At 69.0% G+C, this 21,277-nt stretch carries 19 protein-coding genes; 9 read left to right on the plus strand and 10 right to left on the minus strand.

The window, feature by feature from the left end; translation table 11 throughout:
• Nucleotides 1-71: 71 nt before the first annotated feature.
• Nucleotides 72-569, minus strand: a complete 498-nt coding sequence (locus AX750_RS24425) for a DciA family protein (protein WP_066721140.1) — start codon at nt 567-569, stop codon at nt 72-74.
• A gap of 46 nt (nt 570-615) precedes the next feature.
• The gene (locus AX750_RS24430) at nt 616-1,104 is read right to left on the minus strand and encodes a hypothetical protein (RefSeq protein ID WP_066721143.1); all 489 of its coding nucleotides are present in this window, start codon (nt 1,102-1,104) and stop codon (nt 616-618) included.
• A gap of 194 nt (nt 1,105-1,298) precedes the next feature.
• Between AX750_RS24430 and AX750_RS24435 the strand changes: the two genes are divergently transcribed.
• From AX750_RS24435 to AX750_RS24450, 4 genes are all read left to right on the plus strand, one after another.
• Nucleotides 1,299-2,420, plus strand: a complete 1,122-nt coding sequence (locus AX750_RS24435; protein ID WP_066721207.1) for a PA0069 family radical SAM protein — start codon at nt 1,299-1,301, stop codon at nt 2,418-2,420.
• A gap of 190 nt (nt 2,421-2,610) precedes the next feature.
• A complete protein-coding gene (locus AX750_RS24440) occupies nt 2,611-3,222 on the plus strand; it encodes a ribonuclease HII (RefSeq protein WP_066721146.1) in 612 nt (203 codons plus the stop codon).
• A gap of 342 nt (nt 3,223-3,564) precedes the next feature.
• Complete coding sequence (locus AX750_RS24445; RefSeq protein ID WP_082735048.1) at nt 3,565-4,764, plus strand: site-specific DNA-methyltransferase; 1,200 nt, start codon at nt 3,565-3,567, stop codon at nt 4,762-4,764.
• Nucleotides 4,765-4,861: 97 nt separating this feature from the next.
• A complete protein-coding gene (locus AX750_RS24450; protein WP_066721149.1) occupies nt 4,862-5,593 on the plus strand; it encodes a peptidoglycan-binding protein in 732 nt (243 codons plus the stop codon).
• Here the strand turns inward: AX750_RS24450 and mutY are convergent.
• Genes mutY through AX750_RS24470 form a run of 4 tightly spaced genes read right to left on the minus strand, consistent with a single transcriptional unit; the run spans nt 5,569 to nt 9,212 of the window.
• Nucleotides 5,569-6,633 carry an A/G-specific adenine glycosylase gene (mutY, locus tag AX750_RS24455; protein WP_156446543.1) on the minus strand — a complete coding sequence of 355 codons (1,065 nt, stop codon included), beginning with the start codon at nt 6,631-6,633 and terminating at the stop codon, nt 5,569-5,571. The two genes, AX750_RS24450 and mutY, sit on opposite strands and share 25 nt — an antisense overlap.
• Nucleotides 6,634-6,677: 44 nt before the next feature.
• Complete coding sequence (locus tag AX750_RS24460) at nt 6,678-7,076, minus strand: GFA family protein (protein ID WP_066721155.1); 399 nt, start codon at nt 7,074-7,076, stop codon at nt 6,678-6,680.
• Nucleotides 7,077-7,119: 43 nt separating this feature from the next.
• A complete protein-coding gene (locus AX750_RS24465) occupies nt 7,120-8,538 on the minus strand; it encodes a HAMP domain-containing sensor histidine kinase (RefSeq protein ID WP_066721158.1) in 1,419 nt (472 codons plus the stop codon).
• Complete coding sequence (locus AX750_RS24470) at nt 8,535-9,212, minus strand: response regulator transcription factor (protein ID WP_066721160.1); 678 nt, start codon at nt 9,210-9,212, stop codon at nt 8,535-8,537. The genes AX750_RS24465 and AX750_RS24470 overlap by 4 nt, the downstream gene beginning before the upstream one ends.
• A 66-nt stretch (nt 9,213-9,278) precedes the next feature.
• Here AX750_RS24470 and AX750_RS24475 point away from each other — a divergent pair, with 66 nt between their 5' ends.
• Complete coding sequence (locus AX750_RS24475) at nt 9,279-10,244, plus strand: methyltransferase domain-containing protein (protein ID WP_066721162.1); 966 nt, start codon at nt 9,279-9,281, stop codon at nt 10,242-10,244.
• A gap of 6 nt (nt 10,245-10,250) precedes the next feature.
• Here AX750_RS24475 and AX750_RS24480 read toward each other — a convergent pair whose 3' ends face one another.
• The 4 genes from AX750_RS24480 to AX750_RS24495 all read right to left on the minus strand — a co-directional run bounded on the left by AX750_RS24480 (nt 10,251) and on the right by AX750_RS24495 (nt 14,607).
• Nucleotides 10,251-11,141, minus strand: coding sequence for a neutral zinc metallopeptidase (locus AX750_RS24480; protein WP_066721164.1), 891 nt, complete (start codon nt 11,139-11,141; stop codon nt 10,251-10,253).
• Between the two features lie 92 nt (nt 11,142-11,233).
• Entirely contained in the window at nt 11,234-12,238 is a 1,005-nt protein-coding gene (gene cydB / locus AX750_RS24485; protein ID WP_066721166.1) for a cytochrome d ubiquinol oxidase subunit II, read from the minus strand.
• A gap of 13 nt (nt 12,239-12,251) precedes the next feature.
• On the minus strand, nt 12,252-13,682 hold the full coding sequence (locus AX750_RS24490) for a cytochrome ubiquinol oxidase subunit I (protein WP_066721168.1): 1,431 nt from the start codon (nt 13,680-13,682) through the stop codon (nt 12,252-12,254).
• Between the two features lie 109 nt (nt 13,683-13,791).
• Nucleotides 13,792-14,607, minus strand: a complete 816-nt coding sequence (locus AX750_RS24495) for a uracil-DNA glycosylase (RefSeq protein WP_066721172.1) — start codon at nt 14,605-14,607, stop codon at nt 13,792-13,794.
• A 191-nt stretch (nt 14,608-14,798) separates the two neighbouring features.
• On the opposite strand from AX750_RS24495, the gene AX750_RS24500 reads away from it, so the two are divergent.
• From AX750_RS24500 to AX750_RS24515, 4 genes are all read left to right on the plus strand, one after another.
• On the plus strand, nt 14,799-16,478 hold the full coding sequence (locus AX750_RS24500) for an electron transfer flavoprotein-ubiquinone oxidoreductase (RefSeq protein WP_066721175.1): 1,680 nt from the start codon (nt 14,799-14,801) through the stop codon (nt 16,476-16,478).
• Between the two features lie 501 nt (nt 16,479-16,979).
• Nucleotides 16,980-18,761, plus strand: coding sequence for a tetratricopeptide repeat protein (locus AX750_RS24505; protein WP_156446541.1), 1,782 nt, complete (start codon nt 16,980-16,982; stop codon nt 18,759-18,761).
• Nucleotides 18,762-18,807: 46 nt separating this feature from the next.
• The gene (locus AX750_RS24510; protein ID WP_066721178.1) at nt 18,808-19,812 is read left to right on the plus strand and encodes a 4-(cytidine 5'-diphospho)-2-C-methyl-D-erythritol kinase; all 1,005 of its coding nucleotides are present in this window, start codon (nt 18,808-18,810) and stop codon (nt 19,810-19,812) included.
• A 104-nt stretch (nt 19,813-19,916) separates the two neighbouring features.
• The gene (locus AX750_RS24515; RefSeq protein WP_066721180.1) at nt 19,917-21,176 is read left to right on the plus strand and encodes a DUF2254 domain-containing protein; all 1,260 of its coding nucleotides are present in this window, start codon (nt 19,917-19,919) and stop codon (nt 21,174-21,176) included.
• Nucleotides 21,177-21,277: the final 101 nt, after the last annotated feature.

The following is a 21,277-nucleotide window of genomic DNA, read 5'->3' on the forward strand; positions in this document are numbered from 1 at the left end:
AGGCCCGGTTGCCGGTCCTATAGAGGCGCGGAGGATTGTGGCAAGATCGTCACCGCGCCGCCGCGCATCCCTCACGAAGCTGTGTCGGAGCGCTGTCGCGCTGCCCGTTGCGCGACATGGGCGCCGAGCCGCGCCAGGCTGGCCCGCAGCGCCTCGCTTTCGACGCCGGCGACCTCGCGCTCCATCCGCGCCAGGAGGGCGGGATCGGCTGCCGGCGCGGTCGTGGCCACCACCGGCGCGTCCACCGGCCCCTGCTTCAGCACGAGCTTGCCGACGGCCCGCCAGCCGAGATGGGTGTTGACCCGCTCGATCACGATCGGCCCGAGCTGCTGCATCTCGAGCGCGAAGGCGCTCTCGACCCGCACCACCATCGTCGCGGGGTCGGACATCTCGCCGGGTGCCGGGCGCCGCCGCGGCCAGTCGATCTTGAGCGGGCGCGTGCGGGCGGCCAGCCGCTCGCCGACGATCTCCGGCCAGAGCGCGACGATCGCCCGCCCGGCGAATCCCTGCGCGGCGAGCGCGGGCGCGAGCAGGTCGTCGATCAGATCTGCGAGGGGTTTGACGGCCATGCGCGACTGTGCGGCGCTGCGCTCGCCGGCGCAAGCCGGCCGCGCATCATCCCGCGGCCCGCTCCCGCCCGACGGCCAAGCGCTGCGGCGCCCCGCCGAGGCGCCCGGCGAGCGCATGGCCCTTAGGCAGGACGAGCCCAGCGCGCAACCGGTGCGGTCCGAAGGAGAGGCCGGCGCGCTCGCGCAGCGACTGGGCGAAGCCCTTGAGCGGGATCAGCGCCGGCCTGTCCGGCGCCATCAGCAGATGGCGCTCCACGGCTTGCGGCCAGTGCGCCTGCGGCAGGTCGCCTTCTTCCAGCAGCAGGAGCCAGTCGCCCCGTGCCTGGGCCGCGCCCGCCGGCCAGCTTTCCGACCCGCCGGCGCGCAGATAGCTCGCTCCGGTCGCATCCGCGAGGCGCTCCACCGTGGCGTCGCCCACGGCATCGAGAACGACGGCATGGCCGAGGAATCCGTCGGCCACCGCCGGGATCAGGACGGAAAAAGTGGCCGCGAGGGCCTCGGTCGAGCCAGCGCTGCGTATGACCGCGGTGAGCATGCGCCTCCTTATGTCGCAGCGCAGCATGTCGCAATCCTGTCGCTTGCAATTCGTTCCCTTTATGTTCACATTAAACGACGCAGAAATCGCCGATTCCCGGGGATTTTCGAAGGACGTTCAGCGCCATGCTCCAGAGCAGGCCCTCTTCGCGGCCGATTTCGGCCCAGCCGCTGAAACAGGCCGGTGCCACGCCGATGTCGGTCTCGGCGCGCGTCGCGCCGGTCGATCCGCTGGCCTATGCCGGCCACCGCATCGATCCCGAGCGCCGGCGCGGTCGCGGCGCGACGATCAATCCCGGCAGCCGATACGAGGCCGAGCAGCGCATCAGCGAGGATGACGGTTGGGGCTCGCTCGGCGAACTCCCGGCGTTCAGGACCGAGGTTGCGGTCGAGAAGCCGCGCACCATCATCACGAAGAACGATTCCCCGGACATCTCGTTCGACCGCTCGATCAACCCCTATCGCGGCTGCGAGCATGGCTGCGTCTACTGCTTCGCGCGGCCGAGCCACGCTTATCTCGGCCTGTCGCCGGGGCTCGACTTCGAGAGCAAGCTGACCGCCAAGCCCGACGCCGCGCTGCTGCTGGAGAAGGAACTCTCGGCCCCGTCCTACCAGCCGCGCACCATCGCGATCGGCACCAACACCGACGCCTACCAGCCGATCGAGAAGAAGCTGCGCATCATGCGCCAGATCCTCGAGGTGCTGGCGAGGTTCAACCACCCGGTCGGCATCGTCACCAAGTCGGCGCTGGTCCAGCGCGACATCGACATCCTCGCGCCGATGGCGGCGAAGGGGCTGGCCAAGGTCGCGATCTCGATCACAACGCTGGACCCCAAGGTCGCGCGCGGCATGGAGCCGCGCGCCGCCTCGCCGGCGAAAAGGCTGGAAACGGTGAAGCGTCTGTCGGATGCGGGCATTCCGGTGACGGTGCTGGTCGCGCCGATCATCCCGGCGATCAACGAGCACGAGATCGAGCGCATCCTCGATGCCGCCAAGGCGGCCGGCGCGCGGGAGGCCGGCTATGTGCTGCTGCGCCTGCCGCTGGAGGTGAAGGATCTCGTGCAGGACTGGCTCCTGACCCATCACCCCGACAAGCTGCGCCATGTCGTCTCGCTGATCCGCTCGACGCGCGGCGGCAAGGATTACGACGCCGCCTGGGGCCAGCGCCAGGTCGGCTCCGGCCCCTATGCCTGGATGATCGGCCGGCGCTTCGAGATGGCGGCTGAGCGGCTGGGCTTCAACGGCACCCGCACGCGCCTGCGCAACGACCTCTTTGTCAAGCCGGAGAAGGAGAAGGCGCAGCTGAGCCTGTTCTGAGGGGACATCGGCTCTTGCCCGAGCCCTCATCCTGAGGAGCAGCCGCCAGGCTGCGTCTCGCAGGATGCTCCAGGAGGCTCCGGAACCAGCTGGAACATCCTTCGTGACGCGGATTTGTGCCCGCTCCTCAGGAGGGCTGAGAAGGGATCGCCGCTATGGGCTTTGCCGCGAATCGGCATAAGCCCCGCCCATGACCGCCCATTTCCACCGCGAGACAAAAGCCATCGCCGAGGGCCTCTGGCCGCTCGCCGGCGTCGACGAGGTCGGGCGCGGGCCGCTGGCCGGGCCGGTGGTGGCCGCGGCGGTGATTCTCGATCCGCAGGCGGTGCCGGAGGGGCTCGACGATTCGAAGAACCTGACCCCGGCGCGGCGCGACGAGCTGTTTGCGCTGATCGCACAGTCGGCGCTCGCCATCGGCATTGCCAGCGCCACCGCCGCCGAGATCGACACCATCAACATCCGCCAGGCGACCCTGCTGGCGATGCGGCGTGCGGTGGCGGCGCTGGCGCTCGCCCCGGCCTTCGTGCTGGTCGACGGCAACGATCCGCCGACGCTGGCCTGTCCTGCTGAATCCGTCATCGGCGGCGACGCGCAGATCGCCTCGATCGCAGCCGCCTCGATCGTCGCCAAGGTCACCCGCGACGGGATGATGGCGCGGCTTTGCGCGCGCTATCCGGCCTATGGCTTCTCGCTCCACGCCGGTTACGGCACGCCGCGGCACCGCGCCGCCCTGCAGGCTCACGGCCCATGCCCCGAGCACCGCTACTCCTTCGCGCCGGTGAAGGGCGTCTGGCGGCGGTGACGAGAGCGTCGCCGGAGGTTTCCACCGTCATGGTCGGGCTTGTCCCGACCATCCACGCCTTGCCCCTGACTAGGTAGCAACTACCGACATCGGCCTTGTCCACGACCCGCCTTGCAAGGCGTGGATGGTCGCCACAAGGGCGACCATGACGGCATGGGATTCATGCTGGCCGCATGGTGCCGCGCCTTAACCTCCCCTTAGCAATTCCCCATATCCGCCAGGAACCTGGGCAAAAACTGCAGCCCCAGAATGAGACGCATTTTTTTCGAAGCCTAAACCCGGCTTTTACCCTGACTGGCCAATATCGCGACTGTTCAAGTTGCGTAACGGTCTTGGGGCGTCATGGGTATTTTGCGTACCGGGACCACCAGCGCCGCCGTCCGGATTCAGGTTTCGCGTACCGGGCGGCCCGCGCTGCAGTCTCCGATCAAGGCACCCCGGCTCAAGCCGGCCGGCCTGCCCACGGAGCTGCCGCTCGACCAGATTCTGCTCGGCGATTGCGTGGCGGCCCTCGAGGCGCTGCCGCCCGCCAGCGTCGATCTCGTCTTCGCCGACCCGCCCTATAATCTCCAGCTCGGGGGCGATCTGCGCCGGCCCGACGACAGCCTCGTCGATGCCGTCGACGACGACTGGGACAAGTTCTCCTCTTTCGCCGAATACGACGCCTTCACCCGCGCCTGGCTGGCCGAGTGCCGCCGCGTGCTGAAGCCGGATGGCGCACTTTGGGTCATCGGCAGCTATCACAACATCTTCCGCGTCGGCACGATCCTGCAGGATCTCGGCTTCTGGGTGCTGAACGACATCGTCTGGCGCAAGGCCAACCCGATGCCGAATTTCCGCGGGCGGCGCTTCACCAACGCGCATGAGACGCTGATCTGGGCGGCGCGCGGCGAGGCCTCCAAATACACCTTCCACTACGAGGCGCTGAAGGGCGGCAATGACGACCTGCAGATGCGCTCGGACTGGTATCTGCCGCTCTGCACCGGCGAGGAACGGCTGAAGGACGAAGGCGGCGCCAAGGTCCATCCGACGCAGAAGCCCGAGGCCCTGCTCGCCCGCGTCATGCTCTCGGCCAGCAATCCGGGCGATGTGATTCTCGACCCCTTCTTCGGCACGGGCACCACTGGCGCCGTCGCCAAGGCGCTCGGCCGCCGCTTCATCGGCATCGAGCGCGAGAGCGCCTATGCCGAGGCCGCACGCAAGCGCATCGCCGCGATCACGCCGCTGCCGCCGGAAGCCTTCGCCACCGCGCCCTCCAAGCGCAGCGAGCCGCGCGTGCCCTTCCTCGCTCTGGTCGAGGCCGGACTGGTCAAGGCCGGCGAGACCGTCACCGACGAGAAGCGCCGCCACAAGGCCATCATCCGTGCCGACGGCACGCTGCTGCTCGACCCGGCGGTGGGCTCGATCCACAAGATCGGCGCGCTGGCGCAGGGCCTGCCGAGCTGCAATGGCTGGACCTTCTGGCATGTCGAGCGCGACGGCGCCCTGACGCTGCTCGACACCCTGCGCGGCGAGATCCGCGCCCAGATGGCGGCGGCGTGAGGCTGTCCTCCGTTCGGATGACGGAGAGCCCTGCTCATCGACGCTAACCTTCGGGTCATGGGCTCCGCTGCGGAGCCGGCATGGCGCGGAGGCGGCGATGGCGGCGATCCTGAAGCTCGGCGCGGCGGGACCTGAGGTGAGGAGGCTGCAGGAGGCCCTCAACCTTCGGCAGAAACCCAAGCCGCCTCTGGTGCCCGACGGGCGTTTCGGGCCGCTGACGAAGACGGCGGTCAAGGCCTTCCAGAAGACGAACTGGCTCGTCGAGGACGGTGAGGCCGGGCCGGCGACCCAGTCATGCCTCTTCGAGACCGAGGCCTTCCCGCCCATCCTGCACAGGGTCCCTTTCATCGCACAGCCGACGAACACGACCTGCTGGGCGACGTCGACCGCGATGATGAAGAAGTCGACCGTGCCGATCGTCATCGCGCGGACGCCGCCGGACATGATCCTGCCCGATGGCAGCCTGGCGAACTCGTCGGAGACCGACCAGGCCGTCGTGACCGGCGCGCGCTATGGCCGGATTCACGGCCTGCGCTGCAACGCGCCACAATCCTGGTCGGTCGAAGCGTTGCGGCAGGCTCTGTCGCGTGGGCCGCTGATGTTCGACATGCTCTGGAGCGTCGGGGAATACACCGCCGGTCGCGGCAGTCCGGGTCACATGATCGTCGTCGTCGGCATGCGCGGCGACGGCGAGGCCGATGGCAGCGGCACGACACTCCGCATCCACGATCCCTGGCCGCCCAATCGTGGCAAGATCTACTCGAAGGGCTATGCGAAATGGGCCGTTGAGTTGCCGACGATGACCTACCGTGTCTTCGAACTGGCGTAGAGCCCCGCCGCCTCCAGCACCTTCACCATCACACCCGACAGCGGCTCCTCGCCCAGCGCCGCCAGCGGCGTGAAGCGCATGCCTGCCGGAGCCTGCGTCCCGGCCGGCGCGCTCGCCTTGAACACCGTCAGCTCCAGCGGGAAATGCGTGAAGACATGGCGCACCGGCGGCGAAAGCTGCTCCCAGCGCGTCACCACCGGCGCGTCCTGCCAGGCGCCGTCCAGCTCGTAATCGGCGCGCCACTCGCTGGTCGGCACCTCGGCCATGCCGCCGAGCAGGCCCTTGGGCGGGCGGGTGCGCAGCAGCAATGCGCCGTCCGCGCGCAGCAGCACGAAGGCCGCGCCTTTGCGGGTCACGCCCGCCTTCTTCGCCGCCTTGCGCGGGAAGCTCTCCTGCGTACCCTCGGCCCGTGCGCGGCAGGGCTCGCGCCAGGGGCAAAGGCCGCAGGCGGGATTGCGTGGCGTGCAGATCGTGGCGCCGAGATCCATCAGGGCTTGCGCGAAATCGCCGGGCCGATCCTGCGGCATCATCGCCAGCACGCGCTCGCGCACCAGCGGCCGGGCGCCGGGCAGGAGATCCTCGATCGCGAAGAGGCGCGTCATCACCCGCTCGACATTGCCGTCCACCGCCGCGGCCGGCCGGTCGAAGGCGATCGCCGCCACGGCGCCGGCCGTATAGGCGCCGATGCCGGGCAGGGCGCGCAGACCCTCCTCGCTGTCGGGAAAACGCCCGCCATGCTCGGCGACGACGGCGATGGCGCAGGCATGCAGGTTGCGGGCGCGCGAATAATAGCCGAGCCCGGCCCAGGCCTGCATCACCGCTTCCGACGGCGCCTCCGCCAGAGCCTGCACGGTGGGAAACCGCGCCATGAAGCGTTCGAAATAGGGCTTCACTGCCGTGACGGTGGTCTGCTGCAGCATGATCTCCGACGCCCAGACCCGGTAGGGATCGGGCCGCTTGCCCGGGCCCGCTCGCCAGGGCAGGGCGCGGCGGTGGCGGTCGTACCAGGCGAGGAGATCGGCGGCGGCGGGGCGCATCACCCGCTCTATAGAGGCTGGCGCGGGCGCGGCAACGGTCGGCCGCCTCACGATCGCGTCGGCCGGTCCCGCTCATGCTGCTCGGCCCTGTCGAGCGGTTCCAGCCAGTGCTCGCGGCGGATCGTCCAGAGTTCGTAGACGGGCGTCAGCGTGCTCGGCCCGCCATCCAGCGTGCCGAGCTTGATCTCAATCTCGTCGGAGCCCTCGTCGAAGCAGAACAGCGAGGACCCGCAATGCGGGCAGAAGCGGTCGAGGCCGGCGCGGCTGCGCCAGCCGCCCAGTTCGCCCGACAGCGTGACCGCCCCGCGCGGCCAGATGCCGAAGAAGGAGAAGGCCGAGCCGGTATCCTTGCGACAGGTTTCGCAATGGCAGAGGCCGGTCCGGATCGGCTCGCCGCGGATCTCGTAGCGAACCTGCCCGCACTTGCAGCCGCCGAATCGTGTCATCGCAAACCTCCTCTGTCGTGGTGGCGCCGAGCGATCGGCCCTCTCAGGCCGGTTGCCTGGCGGTCTCTCGGCGAACACCGGCGACGGGCTCGGGTTCCGGCGGGAGGGGCGATGGCGGTCGATGAAACTGCAGCGAGACCAGAGCCCCGCCCCCCGCGGCATCGCTGATGCCGACCTCGGCCTGGTGGGCTTCCGCGATGCGCTTGACGATCGCGAGGCCGAGCCCTGTGCCGCCGAGATCGGACGCCGCCCCGCGCCAGAAGCGTTTGAAAACGGTGTCGCGGTGGCCGGCTGGGATGCCCGGGCCATGGTCGCGCACGCTCAGGCGCCCTGTCTCCTCGACAGCCAGGGTCACCTCTGTTCCGGCGGGCGTGAACCGCAAGCCGTTGTCGACGAGGTTGCGCAGGGCATGGGCGATCGCGTCGGCATCGCCCATCACGGGGCAGGCATCGGGCCCCTCATAGGCGATCTGCCGCCCAGCCGCGATCGCGATCGGGGCCATGTCGGCGACGACGCTGCGTGCGATGGCGGCGAGATCCGACCGCATGGCCGGGTCGACCACCAGCGTGTCCGCTTGGGCGGCCGACAGCATTTGCTCGACGAGCCGCGTCAGGCGCGCGACGTCGTCGCGCAGCGGCCGCGCAGCCGGGAGCTCCGGCAGTTGCGCGACGCGGGCGGAGAGCACGGCCAGCGGCGTGCGCAGCGCGTGGGCGGCCTCGGCGGTGAAGGCGCGCTCGGCCTCGAGCGCATCCTCGAGCCGGCCGAGCGCATCGTTGATGGCTTCGACCATGTCGAGGATTTCGGCCGGCAGTCCAGCGGTCGGCAGGCGCCGCGTCGTCGTGCCGTGGCCGGTCTCGCGGGCGGCCCTGGCGGCCTCGATCAGGGGGCGCAGCGACTGCCTGACCGTGACGATGTTGACCAGCACGAGACAGGCCGCGAAGGGCAGCAGCGCGACGAAGACATGCACGAACAGCTCGTCGAAAAAGACGAACAGCACGAGGCGCGACGGGTCGCCGACCGAGGCGAAGCCGATCCGCGCCGGCCGGCCGCCGACATCGACCTTCTGCGACCCGACGAGGACGGTGCGCCCCTCGTGCTGAACGGTCGACGAGCCGGCGTCGGAGGCAGCGACCGCGGCCCAGACCTCCGGTGGCACGAGCCCGGCATTGGCGGCATCGACGACCCGGCCGTCATGGTCGAGGATGCGGTAGGCATAGGCCTCGGGGTAGTCGCGGAAATCATGGATCAACCGCTCGCCGGGAGAAAACCGCAGCGTCCCGTCCGGCAGGCGCGACAGGGCGGTTTCCAGACGGCCGATCTGGCGGGAAATCTTCTCGCGCTGAAGCTCGTCGCGATCCAGGCTGTAATAGCCCGTCACCAGGGCGATGTTGACGATCGTCAGCAGCACGCTGCCCAGCACGAGCCTGCGCGTCAGGAGCGAGATCAGCGAATGCGGTCTCATCGCGGTGCCTCCGTCAGCAGATAGCCGACGCCTCTGACCGTGTGCAGGACCACGCTGGCGCCCGCCTCGGCCAGGCTCCGGCGCAGGCGCGAGACCGAGGCCTCCAGCGCATTGGGCCCCGGCGCCTCGTCGATCGTGTAGATCGCGGCCTCGATGGCGGGACGGGGCACGACCTTGCCGCTGCGCCGCATCAGCACTTCCAGGACATCGACCTCGCGCCGGGCGATTGCGAGCGGCTGCTCGCGGACCATGGCCATGCGGCTGATGGTGTCCAGCGCGATGTCGCCGCAGGTCAGTTGCCCGCCGAGCAGCCCGCCGGGGCGTCTCAGCAGGGCGCGGCAGCGCGCCGCGATCTCGGCGGGCGCCGCCGGCTTGCCGAGATAATCATCCGCACCGCGGTCGAGGCCATCGATGCGCTGGTTCAGGCCGGTCTGCGCCGTCACCACGAGGATGGGGATGGCGAGCCCCTCCGAACGCAGCTGCGCCAGCAGCGTCAGCCCATCGCCATCCGGCAGGCCGAGATCGAGCACGATCACGTCTGGCGGCGCGACGGCCAGCAGTTCGCGCGCCTCGCTCACGCAGCGCGCGACATCGACGCGGAAGCCCTCGCTCTCGAGGTGGCGGCTGGTCAGGTCGGCGAGGGCGCCGACATCTTCGATCAGCAGCAGCTTCATTCATCAGGACTCCGTCAGGCAGCAGACCTAGCCCGGTTGGGTAACGCCACAACCGGGTTTTGCCTCATGCACGGAATTGCCGCCGCTCTTCTCAGCCATGTTCCGCTCGTCGCCTATCCCTATCGCGGCGAGAATTGCGCCTGCAATCTCTGCGGCGGAACGGCCGCGACGGTGGTCTGCCGCTACGACCGGCGGCTCAAGCCGCTGACCACCGTCAGCTGCGACGGATGCGGCCTGATGAGAACCGATCCGATGCCGAGCGAGGAGGAGCTCGGCCTCTACTACGCGTCGAGCTATCGCCTCGACTATCAGTTCGCGCGCAACGGCACGCCGCCGCGGCTCCATCTGAAACGCAGCAGGGCGGAAGCGACCGCGCGCTTTGCTCTGCTGGGAGACTATCTCGCATCCGGCTCGAGAATTCTCGATCTGGGCTCCGGCTCGGGCGAGTTCCTCGACATCCTGGCCAAAGCGGGCCACCGGGCGACGGGTATCGAGCCGGGGCGGGATTTCGCCCGCTATGCCCGCGCGGCCTATGGTGCCGACGTCATCGAGTCCTCGTGGCAGGCCGCCGACCTGCCTGCCGCCTCCTTCGACCTGATCTCGGCCCAGCATGTGCTGGAGCATCTGCGCGAGCCCGTCGACGCACTCCGCCGCCTGGCGCACTGGCTGACGCAGGACGGTTTCATCCATGTCGAGGTGCCGAACGCCGCCGCCACGCGGCACGATCCGCTGCAGCAATTCCACTTCGCCCATGTGCACCACTTCACGCCGGATACCCTCGTCGCGGCGGCAGAGCGGGCTGGCCTCGTGTTCCACGCAGGCGGCTACCCCAGCCCCACGACGATGATCTTCCGCAAGCTCGCGCCGGGCGAGACGCCAGTCCGGCGAGCGCCGCCTCAGGCCAGGTCCCAACTCAGGCTCGGCACATTGTCACCGGGCCGCTATCTGCTGTCGGGGCGCTGGGCAATGAATGCCATCAACCGGGCCCGCCGGTTCCTGCAGGATTCGGGGCAGGCTTCCACCGTGAGCTGACCGGTCTCAGACCTGCGGCGGCTTGAAGGTGTCGCAGGCCTGCATCGACCCGGTCCGGAAACCGGTGTTGAACCAGCGCTGGCGCTGGGCCGAGGAGCCATGGGTAAAGGAGTCCGGCACCACCTGGCCGCGCGACGCCTGCTGCAGCTTGTCGTCGCCGATCGCGGCGGCGGTGCGCATCGCTTCCTCGATGTCGCCCTGGTCGATGCGCCCCATCGCCTGGATGTTGTGCGCCCAGACACCGGCGAAGCAGTCCGCCTGCAACTCGATGCGAACCGAGATCGCATTGGCCTCGCGCTGCGAGGAGCGCTCGCGCAGCTGGTTGGCCCTCGGCAGGATTCCGAGGAGGTTCTGGATGTGGTGGCCAACCTCGTGGCCGATGACATAAGCATAGGCGAAGTCGCCGCCGCCGCCGAGCCGGCGCTGCATCTCCTGGAAGAAGGACAGGTCGAGATAAACGCGCTTGTCAGGCGGGCAGTAGAACGGCCCCATCGCCGACTGGGCGGTGCCGCAGGCCGAACTCGAGACCCGGTCGAAGATCACCAGCCGCGGCGGCTCGTAGCGCCGGTTAGCCTGCTGCGGCAGAAGCTTCGACCAGACGTCCTCGTTCTGCGCCAGAACGGCCGAGACAAAGCGGCCCATCTCGTCCTGGGGCGGTCCGGCCTGGCGGCGCGTCTCCTGCGTCGGCGCCTGGCGCCCGCCGATGCCGCCGATCAGCTCCGCCCCGCCGATCAGCAGCCGCGGGTCGATGCCGAGCGCCCAGCCGACGAGACCGAGCACCACCATGGTTCCGATGCCGAGTCCCCCGCGCCCGCCCGGCAGCCCGGCGAAGTCACCGCCACCGCTCCCGCGCCGGTCCTCGACATTCTCGGACTGGCGGTAGTCTTCCCACTGCATGGCGTCTTCCCCGTGAGCCTGCCGGCAATCTCTACGGAGAGCGCGCCGGACTCAAGCCAGCATCGAACCGCTGGAACGCTCCGCGGTTCCCCCTAATGATAGCCGCTGTCCGCCTTCACCTTGCCGCGGAAGGTCCAGTAGACGAAGGCGGTGTAGAACAGGATCATCGGCAGCAGGAAGGTCACCCCGATCAGCACGAAGACATGCGAGGAGGGCGCCGCCGCGACGTCCCAGATCGTCAGGTCCGGCGGCACCAAATAGGGGTAGTTCGACACAGCGAGCCCCAGGAAGCAGAGCACGAAGATCGCGATCGTCAGGGCAAACGGCGTGAATTCGTGCCGGCCGTGCAGCCGCCGCCAGGCGAGAAAGCCGCACAGCGCCGTCAGCACCGGGAGCGGCCAGAGCAGCGCCATGTTGCGCCAGGTGAACCAGCGCTCCGCGATGCGCGGATGCGCGTAGGGCGTCCAGAGCGAGACGATGAGCGCAAAGGCCAGAAGCCCGAGCAGCAGCACCTTCGCCTGCGAACGGGCGCGCTCCGCCACGCGCCCTTCCGTCTTGTAGATCAGCCAGGTCGCACCCAGCAGCGCATAGCCCACGACGACGCCCGCCCCGCACATCAGCGTAAACGGAGTGAACCAGTCGAAGGGGCCGCCGGCGAACTGCCGGTCGACCACGGTGATGCCCTGGATCATCCCGCCGAGGATCAGCCCCTGCGCGAAGGCCGCCAGCGTCGAGCCGAGCCAGAAGGCGAGGTCCCAGACCCTGTGCTTGGGCTTGGCGACCCAGCGGAACTCGAAGGCGACGCCCCGGAAGATCAGCGCCAGCAGCATCAGCGTCACCGGCAGGTAGAAGGCCGGCATGATGATGGCGTAGGCGGTCGGGAAGGCGACCCAGAGCCCGCCGCCGCCCAGTACCAGCCAGGTCTCGTTGCCGTCCCAGAACGGCGCGACCGAGTTCATCATCTGGTCGCGCTCGCCCTCGTCGCGCGTCGTCGGGAACAGGATCGCGATGCCGAGGTCGAAGCCGTCGAGCACGACATAGAGCATCACCGCGGTGCCGATCAGGCCGGCCCAGATGACGGGGAGATACCATTCCATCGCGGGTCTCTCCTCAGCTCGCGGGCTGGATGCGGTCGTCGCCGGGTCGCCCGTCGCCGAAGAGGTCCGAAGCCGGCGCCTGCGCCGCCTTGAGCGGCCGCTGCGAGGGCTGCTCCGGCGGGTCCTGGGTCGTGATCGCGTCCGGCCCCTTGTCGATCAGCCGGTTGATCAGCAGCACCCCGGCCGAGAAGACGACGCAGTAGACGCAGACGAACAGCGCCAGCGAGATCGCAACCTGACCCGCCGTGACCGGCGAGATCGCGTCCTTGGAGCGCAGCACGCCGGTGGCGATCCAGGGCTGGCGCCCGACCTCGGTGACGAACCAGCCGGCGAGGATCGCCATGAAGCCGAGCGGCCAAGTGTATTGGGCGACCCAGAGCCAGCGCCGCTCCTCGAAGACCCGGCCCTTCCACCAGAGCCAGGCGCCCAGCCAGCCGAAGGCGATCATGAAGAAGCCGATGCCGACCATGATCCGGAACCCGAAGAAGGGAATCTTGACCGGTGGCCGGTCCGCCACGGCGAAGTCGTTCAGGCTCGGGAAAAGCGCGTCCATGCTGCCATGGGTGACGAGGCTGGCGAGACCGGGGATGGCGATCTCGAAGCGGTTGACGCCCTTCTCCTCGTCCGGCCAGGCGAACAGCACCAGCGGCGCCGGCTTGGAGGAATCCCAATGCGCCTCGATCGCGGCGAGCTTGGCGGGCTGGTACTTGGCGGTGTCTTCGCCGTGGCGGTGGCCGATGACCGCCTGGAGCGGCGCCGTCAGCGCGATCATCAGGATCGCCATCCGCACCATGGTGCGCGCCGATTCGGTGCGGTGGCCGGCCAGCAGATGGCGCGCCCCCGTCGCCAGCACGACGAAGGCGGTGGTGAGATACGCCGCCGTCATCATGTGCATGAAGCGCATCGGGAAGGTCGGGTTGAAGATGATCTGCAGCCAGTCGACCGGATAGGCAATGCCGTCGCGCATCTCGTGGCCGGTGGGATACTGCATCCAGCTGTTGGCGGAGAGGATCCAGAAGCCCGAGAGCGCCGTGCCGCCGGCAACGATGCAGGCCGAGAGGAAATGCAGCCAGGGTGGCACGCGCTTCCAGCCGAACAGCATCACCCCGAGGAAGGAGGCTTCGAGGAAGAAGGCGGTCAGCACCTCATAGCCGATGATCGGGCCGATGACGTTGCCGACCACCTGCGAGAATCGGCTCCAGTTCGTGCCGAACTGATAGGAAAGCACGATGCCGGAGACCACGCCCATCGCGAAGGAGACGGCGAAGATCTTGGTCCAGAACCGCGCCAGGATGTGGAACTTGATGTCGCCGGTCTTCAGCCAGAGCCCGAGCAGCGTCGCGATATAGGCCGAGAGCCCGATCGTGAAGGCGGGGAAGACGATGTGGAAGGAGACGGTGAAGGCGAACTGGATCCGCGAGAGCAGGAAGGCGTCGATGACCATGACCGTTCTCCGTCCGATCCCGCCGACACTCCACCACGGGAGGGGCGACGATGCCAGCGCAGCTTAGGCCCTGTGCGTCGGCGCCGCATGAGGAATCGTCCAACCGTTCCTAGGACCCTTTGTCCAAGGCCGCCTTCAGCGCCCGCATGTCGCGCCAGGCCAGGCGCTTTTGCAGCGGCTGGCGCAGGAGATAGGCCGGGTGCAGCGTCGCCATGGCCGGGATGCGCCGCGTGCCGGTCTCATACTCCTGCCATTTGCCGCGCGAGGCCAGGATGCCGGAGAGCCCGAGCAGCCCCTGGGCGGAGGGGCCGCCGATGCAGAGCAGGATATCGGGGTCGGCGAGCTGGATCTGGCGCTGGATGAAGGGCAGGCAGATCGCGACCTCCTGCGGCGTCGGCGTGCGGTTGCCGGGCGGCCGCCAGGGCAGGAGATTGGCGATGTAGACGTCGTCCTTGCGGCTCAGCCCGATAGCGGCGAGCATCCGGTCGAGCAACTGGCCCGAGCGCCCGACGAAGGGCAGGCCGATGCGGTCCTCGTCGGCGCCCGGCGCCTCGCCGACGATCATGACTCGTCCGTTCGGGTTGCCGTCGGCGAAGACCAGGCTCTTGGCGGTCGCCTTCAGCGCGCAGCCCTCGAACCGCGCCAGCGCGTCCTTCAGCTCCTCCAGCGTCGCGGCCTCCTGCGCCAGGGCGCGCGCGCTCAGGGCTGCGTCGTCGGGGGCCGTCGCGGCGGCGGCGTTGGGGCGCACGGCCATTGCGGCCGGCTGGCCGCCACGCGGCGGCAGGACCGGCCGCGGCCGTGAGGGCTCGCTGACGATGGGCGCGGCGAAATGATCATGCGTCACCTCATCCAGCGCCTCGGTGATGCCCATCTCGGCATACCAGGCGACGAGCTCGGCAGGGTCGGGCGCGGCGGTCAGGGACATCGCGCCTGTCTAGCACGCCGGCACCGCGCTTCGCGAGCTGCCGCGGTTGCAAATTGAACCGTGCGCTTGGATAGAGGGTTTCCAGTCTGTCGCCTGCCTCGCCTTGTCGAGGGATGGTAGATAGTTTATATGTAAACTAATTGGCGTGAGGCCGGGTGCAGCCTGTTGGGCGCGGGCCTTCGGAGGGCGAGATGGATCTCGATCAGGCACGGGCCGAACCCCGCGAGAGCATGGACTACGACGTCGTCATCGTAGGCGCGGGCCCGGCCGGCCTCGCCGCGGCGATCCGGCTCAAGCAGCTCGACGAGAATGTCTCCGTCGTGGTGGTCGAGAAGGGCGCCGAGGTGGGCGCGCATATCCTCTCGGGCGCCGTGATCGACCCCTCGGGCCTCGACGCGCTGCTGCCCGATTGGCGCCAGGACGAGGCCCGCCCGCTGACCACCGAGGTCAGCGAGGACATCTTCTACTTCCTGACCGAGCCGAACGGCGTCCGCCTGCCGAATGTCGGCATGCCGAAGCTGATGAACAATCACGGCAATTTCGTCGGCTCGCTCGGTCTGGTCACGAAGTATCTGGCGGCCCAGGCCGAGGCGCTCGGCGTCGAGATCTATCCCGGCTTCGCTGCAGCCGAACTGCTGTTCAACGAGGACGGCTCCGTTGCCGGCATCGCAACCGGCGACATGGGCATCGCCAAGGACGGCACGGTCTCCGAGCGCTTCACCCGCGGCATGGAGCTGCGTGGGCGCTACACCCTGCTGGGAGAGGGGGCCCGTGGCTCGCTCTCCAAGATCGCCATCCGCAAATTCGGCCTGGATGCCGGCCGCGAGCCGCAGAAATACGGCATCGGCCTGAAGGAAATCTGGCAGGTCAAGCCGGAGAAGTTCGTCAAGGGCCGCGTCCAGCACTCCTTCGGCTGGCCGCTCGACAGCCGCACCGGCGGCGGCTCCTTCCTCTATCATTTCGACGACAACCTGGTCACCGTCGGCTTCGTCGTGCATCTCAACTACGAGAACCCGACGCTTTCGCCCTTCGACGAGTTCCAGCGCTTCAAGACCCATCCGCTGATCCGGGACCTGTTCGAGGGCGGCAAGCGGCTCTCCTACGGCTCGCGCGCCATCACCGAGGGCGGCTGGCAATCGGTGCCGAAGCTGACCTTCCCGGGCGGCGCGCTGATCGGCTGCGCGGCCGGCTTCGTCAACGTGCCCCGCATCAAGGGCAGCCACAACGCCATCGCCTCCGGCATGCTGGCGGCCGAGAAGCTGGTCCCGGTGCTCGCCGCCGGCCGCTCGCATGACGAGGTCGTCGAGATCGAGAACGAGTGGCGCGACGGCCCGATCGGCGCGGACCTCAAGCCGGTTCGCAACGTCAAGCCGCTCTGGTCGAAATACGGCACGCTGCTCGGCATCGGGCTCGGCGGCATCGACATGTGGCTGAACCAGCTCTTCGGCTGGTCGCCCTTCGGCACGCTGAAGCACGGCAAGCCCGACCATGCGACGCTGAAGCTGCTGAGCGAGGTCAAGCCGATCATCTATCCGAAGCCCGACGGCAAGATCAGCTTCGACAAGCTCTCCTCGGTCTTCCTCTCCTCGACCAATCACGAGGAAGATCAGCCGGCTCATCTGAAGCTGACCGACCCCTCGATCCCGATCGAAAAGAACCTGCCGCTCTATGGTGAGCCCGCGCGGCTCTACTGCCCGGCCGGCGTCTACGAGGTGGTCTACAAGGACGCCGAGGCGAAGACCGAGCCGCGCTTCGTGATCAACGCGCAGAACTGCGTCCACTGCAAGACCTGCGACATCAAGGATCCCGCCCAGAACATCACCTGGACGGTGCCCGAGGGCGGCGGTGGGCCGGGCTACGCGAACATGTGACGCGGCCGCTCGTCTCAGCCGACATCAAAAAGGGGGCGTGCCGGCTGGCACGCCCCCTTTTTCTCGACGCCGGCCGCGGCCGGCGCGAAGACGATCAGCCCTTGCGGGTCACGGCCGGGGCCGGCTTCTGCGGCTGGGCGCAGCCGGCGGCGAAACCGGCGAGCAGAGCCACAGTGGCAACGCTGAGAACGAGCTTCTTCATGGGAATGATCCTGTCCGAATCGTCGTGACGGAGAAACGACGCCGGACGATAGCCGACGAATTGCTGAGACATCGACAACGAAAACTGCGGGACGCTGCGTCACTGCGCGGTTTTGCTGCACTGTGGCCGGCGCGCTACGGCACGGGCCGGTTCGGCCCCCGCGAGGCTTGCCCGCCCGCCTGGAAACGGCCATCTTGCCGACTTACGCGAAGCGGTCACGGTCGCGCGTCACCGACCACGTCTGCCGCGGGATGCGCGCGACGGCAGACCGAAGGAGAATGGCAGTCGTGGGATCTGGAATGAACCGCCGTGGCCCGATCACGGCCGCTGCCTTGGCGTTGCTCCTGGCCCTGCCTGTCGGCGCGGCCGCGCAGGGAGCGCAGGGAACGAGCTCTGCCCGCGCGACCGACCAGCTCGACACCGCCGAAAGCCTCGAGGGCAACTATCTCGCCGCCATCGTCGCGGGAGCGGGGCGCGATCTCGGCGCGGCCTCCGTCTTCCTGCGCGAGGCGATCAAGGGCGATCCCCAGAACAACGACCTGCTCGAGCGCGCCTTCGTGGCCTTCCTGGCCGATGGCGCCATGCCGGATGCCTTCCGCGCCGCTGACAAGCTGATTCAGCGCGACCCCTCGAACGGCCTCGCCCAGCTCGCCATCGGCATCCGCGCACTGAAGCAGAAGAACTACCAGACCGCCCGCAATCATTTGCAGCGCGGCGGGCGCGGCCGTGCGGCCGACATCACCGCGACGCTCTTGTCAGCCTGGTCGCAGCTCGGTTCAGGGCAGACCACGCGCGCCATCGAGACGCTGGAACGGCTGCGCGGCGAGCCCTCCTACAACCTCTTTCGCGACTATCACGCCGGCCTCATCCTCGACGCGGCAGGCCGCAAGGCCGATGCCGAGAAGCGCCTGAAGACCGCCTATGAGTCGGAGAAGACGACGCTGCGTCTCGTCGATCTCTGGGCGAAGATGCAGGCCCGCAACGGCGATTTCGAGGGCGCGGCCGCGACCTATGCGGAGTTCGATCGCCTGTTGCCGAACCACCCGATCGTCCGCGACGGCCTGGCCAAGGTGGCGGCCAGGCAGGCGCCGCCCCGTCAGGTCGGCAACGCCCAGCAGGGCGCCGCCGAGGTGCTCTACGGCCTCGCCAGCGCCGGCAACCGCCAGGGCGACGAGGCGGCGGCGCTGCTCTATCTGCGCCTCGCCATCTATCTCGACCCCAACCACGACCTCGCGATCCTGACGCTGGGCGACATCCTCGAGCGCGCGCGCCAGCCCGAGGACGCCGTCGCCGTCTACGAGAAGATGCCGGCGACCTCGCCGCTGCGGCCCAATGCCGAGATCCAGGCCGGCCTCGCGCTGGAGAATCTCGGCCGGCCCGAGGAGGCGGTGAAGCACCTCAACGCTCTGATCGCCGAGCGGCCCGACGACATCGATGCGCTCTCGGCGCTCGGCAATGTCTATCGCTCGCGCAAGATGTTCGAGGAGGCCGCCGCCACCTATGACAAGGCGATCGGCAAGCTCGCCTCGCCCGGCCGCGCCAACTGGGACCTGTTCTACTTCCGCGGCATCGCCCGCGAGCGCATCAAGCGCTGGCCGGAGGCCGAGGCCGATCTGCGCAAGGCGCTCGAACTCCTGCCCGAGCCGCTGGGGCGCGAGCGCGCGCTGGTGCTGAACTATCTCGGTTATTCGCTGGTCGATCAGCATCTCAAGCTCGACGAGGCGCTGGAGATGCTGCGCCGCGCCGTCGAGCTGCGCCCGCGCGACGGTTACATCATCGATTCGCTCGGCTGGGCCTATTACCGCCTCGGCCGCTATCCGGAGGCGCTGCGGGAGCTGGAGCGCGCGGTCGAGCTGCGCCCCTCCGACCCGGTGATCAACGACCATCTCGGCGATGTCTACTGGAAGGTCGGGCGCCGCCTCGAGGCCGGTTTCCAGTGGAACCACGCCCGCGACCTCAATCCCGAGCCCGAGGATCTGGTCAAGATCAAGCGCAAGATCGAGCGCGGGCTGGAGGACGGCCCCTCCGCCAACGCGGTCGAGCCGAAGGATCCGGCCGAACCCAAGAAGGACGGCGGCTAAGAGTGTTGCTGTCGCGTCGGACGGCAGCCCGGACGCCTTCGCTGACATGACTGCGCCGCTGACCACCCGCGCCCGCGCCAAGATCAACCTGACGCTGCGGGTGCTCGGCCGCCGCGCGGATGGCTATCACGAGCTCGAAAGCCTCGTCGCCTTCGCCGGCACGGGCGACACGCTGTCGCTCGAACCCGGCCCTGAGCCGTCGCTGACTATCGACGGTCCGCGCGGGCAGGGACTGCCGGTCGACGACAACAACCTGATCCTGCGCGCGACACGCGCGCTCGAAGCCGAAATGAGCCCGCTGCGCAGCGGTACATTCCATCTCGTCAAGCGCCTGCCGGTGGCGTCCGGCATCGGCGGTGGTTCGGCCGATGCGGCCGCCGCGCTGCGCCTGCTCGCCCGGCTGAACGGGATCGCGCCCGACGACCCCGCGCTGCTGCGGGCGGCTGCCGCCACCGGCGCCGACGTCCCCGTCTGCCTCGCCTCCCGCGCCCGCATCATGGCCGGCATCGGCGAGCGCCTCGGCTCAACCCTGACCCTGCCGCCGCTCTTCGCGCTGCTGGTCAATCCCGGCGTGCCGGTCGAAACTGCGCCGGTGTTCCGGGCGCTGGGGCTGGAGCCGGGGCAGCGACATCCGCCTGAGGCGAGTGGGTTCACCCTCAGCCCTCATCCTGAGGAGGCCGCAAGAGCGGCCGTTTCGAAGGATGCTCCAGAAGGCTCCCAACCCTCCGCGACCATCCTTCGAGACGCGCTCCTGCAGAGCGCTCCTCAGGATGAGGGCTCGCATGGGACGAACGCGACCCGAGCCACGCTGATCGCCGCCCTCAGTGCCGCCGGCAACGATCTCGAAGCCCCCGCCCGCCGCGTCGCCCCCGTCATCGACACGGTGCTCGCCGCCCTGCGCGCCCAGCCCGGCTGCCGGCTGGCCCGCATGTCCGGCTCGGGCGCGACCTGCTTCGCGCTCTTCGACGACTGCCGCCAGAGCGCGGCCGCGGGGAAAGCGCTGGCGCGGCAGGAGCCCGGCTGGTGGGTCAAGCCCACGCTGTTGCGCTAGAGCGCGACCCCGCACCGACTCCGGCCCCCAGCGCAACCCTTCCGCAACGGCTGCGTTGTCAGCGGTGCGCCGTCCTGCGCGATTCCTCTCACGGAACCCTCTTCATGACCTCGCGCTGGCTGTGGCACCTCTCCCAAATCACGCGGCGGATGTGGTTCCGGGCCAGCCTGTTCTCGATCCTGGCCGTGGTCACCGCCCTCGCGGCGATCGTGCTGGCGCCCTATATCCCCAGCGACCTGCCGACCAAGATCGGTGCCGACGCGGTCGACAACATCCTCGGTATCATCGCCTCGAGCATGCTGGCGGTGACGACCTTCTCGCTCAGCACGATGGTTGCGGCCTATTCGGCCGCGACCAGCAATGTCACGCCGCGCGCCACCCGGCTGGTGATGGAGGACACGACAACCCAGAACGTCCTGGCGACCTTCATCGGCTCTTTCCTCTACAGCCTCGTCGGCATCATCGCGCTCAGCACGGGCGCTTATGGCAGCACAGGCCGCGTCGTTCTCTTCGTCGTCACCGCCGGCGTCATTGTTCTGATCGTCGTCACGCTGCTGCGCTGGATCGACCATCTCTCGCGCCTCGGACGGGTGACGGAGACCACCGAGCGCGTCGAGTCGGCGGCGGCGCAAGCGATGCGCCTGTACCGGGAGCAGCCGTATATGGGCGGCTCGCCGCCTGTCGATGTTCCGGCTGCCGCACGCCCGATCCACGTGTCCCGGATCGGCTATGTGCAGCATCTCGATGTCGGCGCGCTGTCGTCCATCGCCGACCGCGGCAAGGGCCGCATCTTCGTGCAGGCCACGCCCGGCGCCTTCGTGACACCGGTCGATCCCGTGGCTTTCGCAGAAGGGCTCGACGTCGCGGAGCAGGAGGCCGAAATCCGGGCCTGCTTCACCATCGACGATGTGCGCTCCTTCGACCAGGACCCGCGCTTCGGCGCCTCGGTCCTGGCCGAGATCGCCTCGCGCGCCCTCTCCCCCGGCATCAACGATCCCGGCACGGCGATCGACGTCATCGGCCGGGCCGTTCGCCTGCTGGCGATCGCGGCCGAGCCAGGCGAGCCGCAGCAGGAGGTGGCCTGCCCGCGGGTCCATATTCCGCCGATCGCGATCGGTGATCTCTTCGACGATCTCTTCACGCCGATCGCGCGCGACGGCGCTGGCGTGGTCGAAATCGGGGTCAGGCTGCAGAAGGCGATGCTGATCCTGTCGCGGCTGGGGCCGCCGGACTTCGCCGAGAACGCCGCCCGCCATTCGCGCCTCGCTCTGCAACGGGCCAGCCGCGGCCTGACGCTGGAGCAAGACCTCGCCATCCTCCGCGAACTGGCGGCCCAGGTCGAAGTGGCGTGCGCGGGGGGATAAGCCTGTTCGCTTATCCCCGCAGCCCCGCCCGCCCTTATCCTCCCCTCGCTGCACCCGACCAAGGGGGCTGTCGCGAGGCGTCGTGCGGCCGGGTGTGGTGG

This window comes from Methylobacterium sp. CCH7-A2 (assembly GCF_001557075.1).
GTDB lineage: Bacteria > Pseudomonadota > Alphaproteobacteria > Rhizobiales > Beijerinckiaceae > Allobosea > Allobosea massiliensis.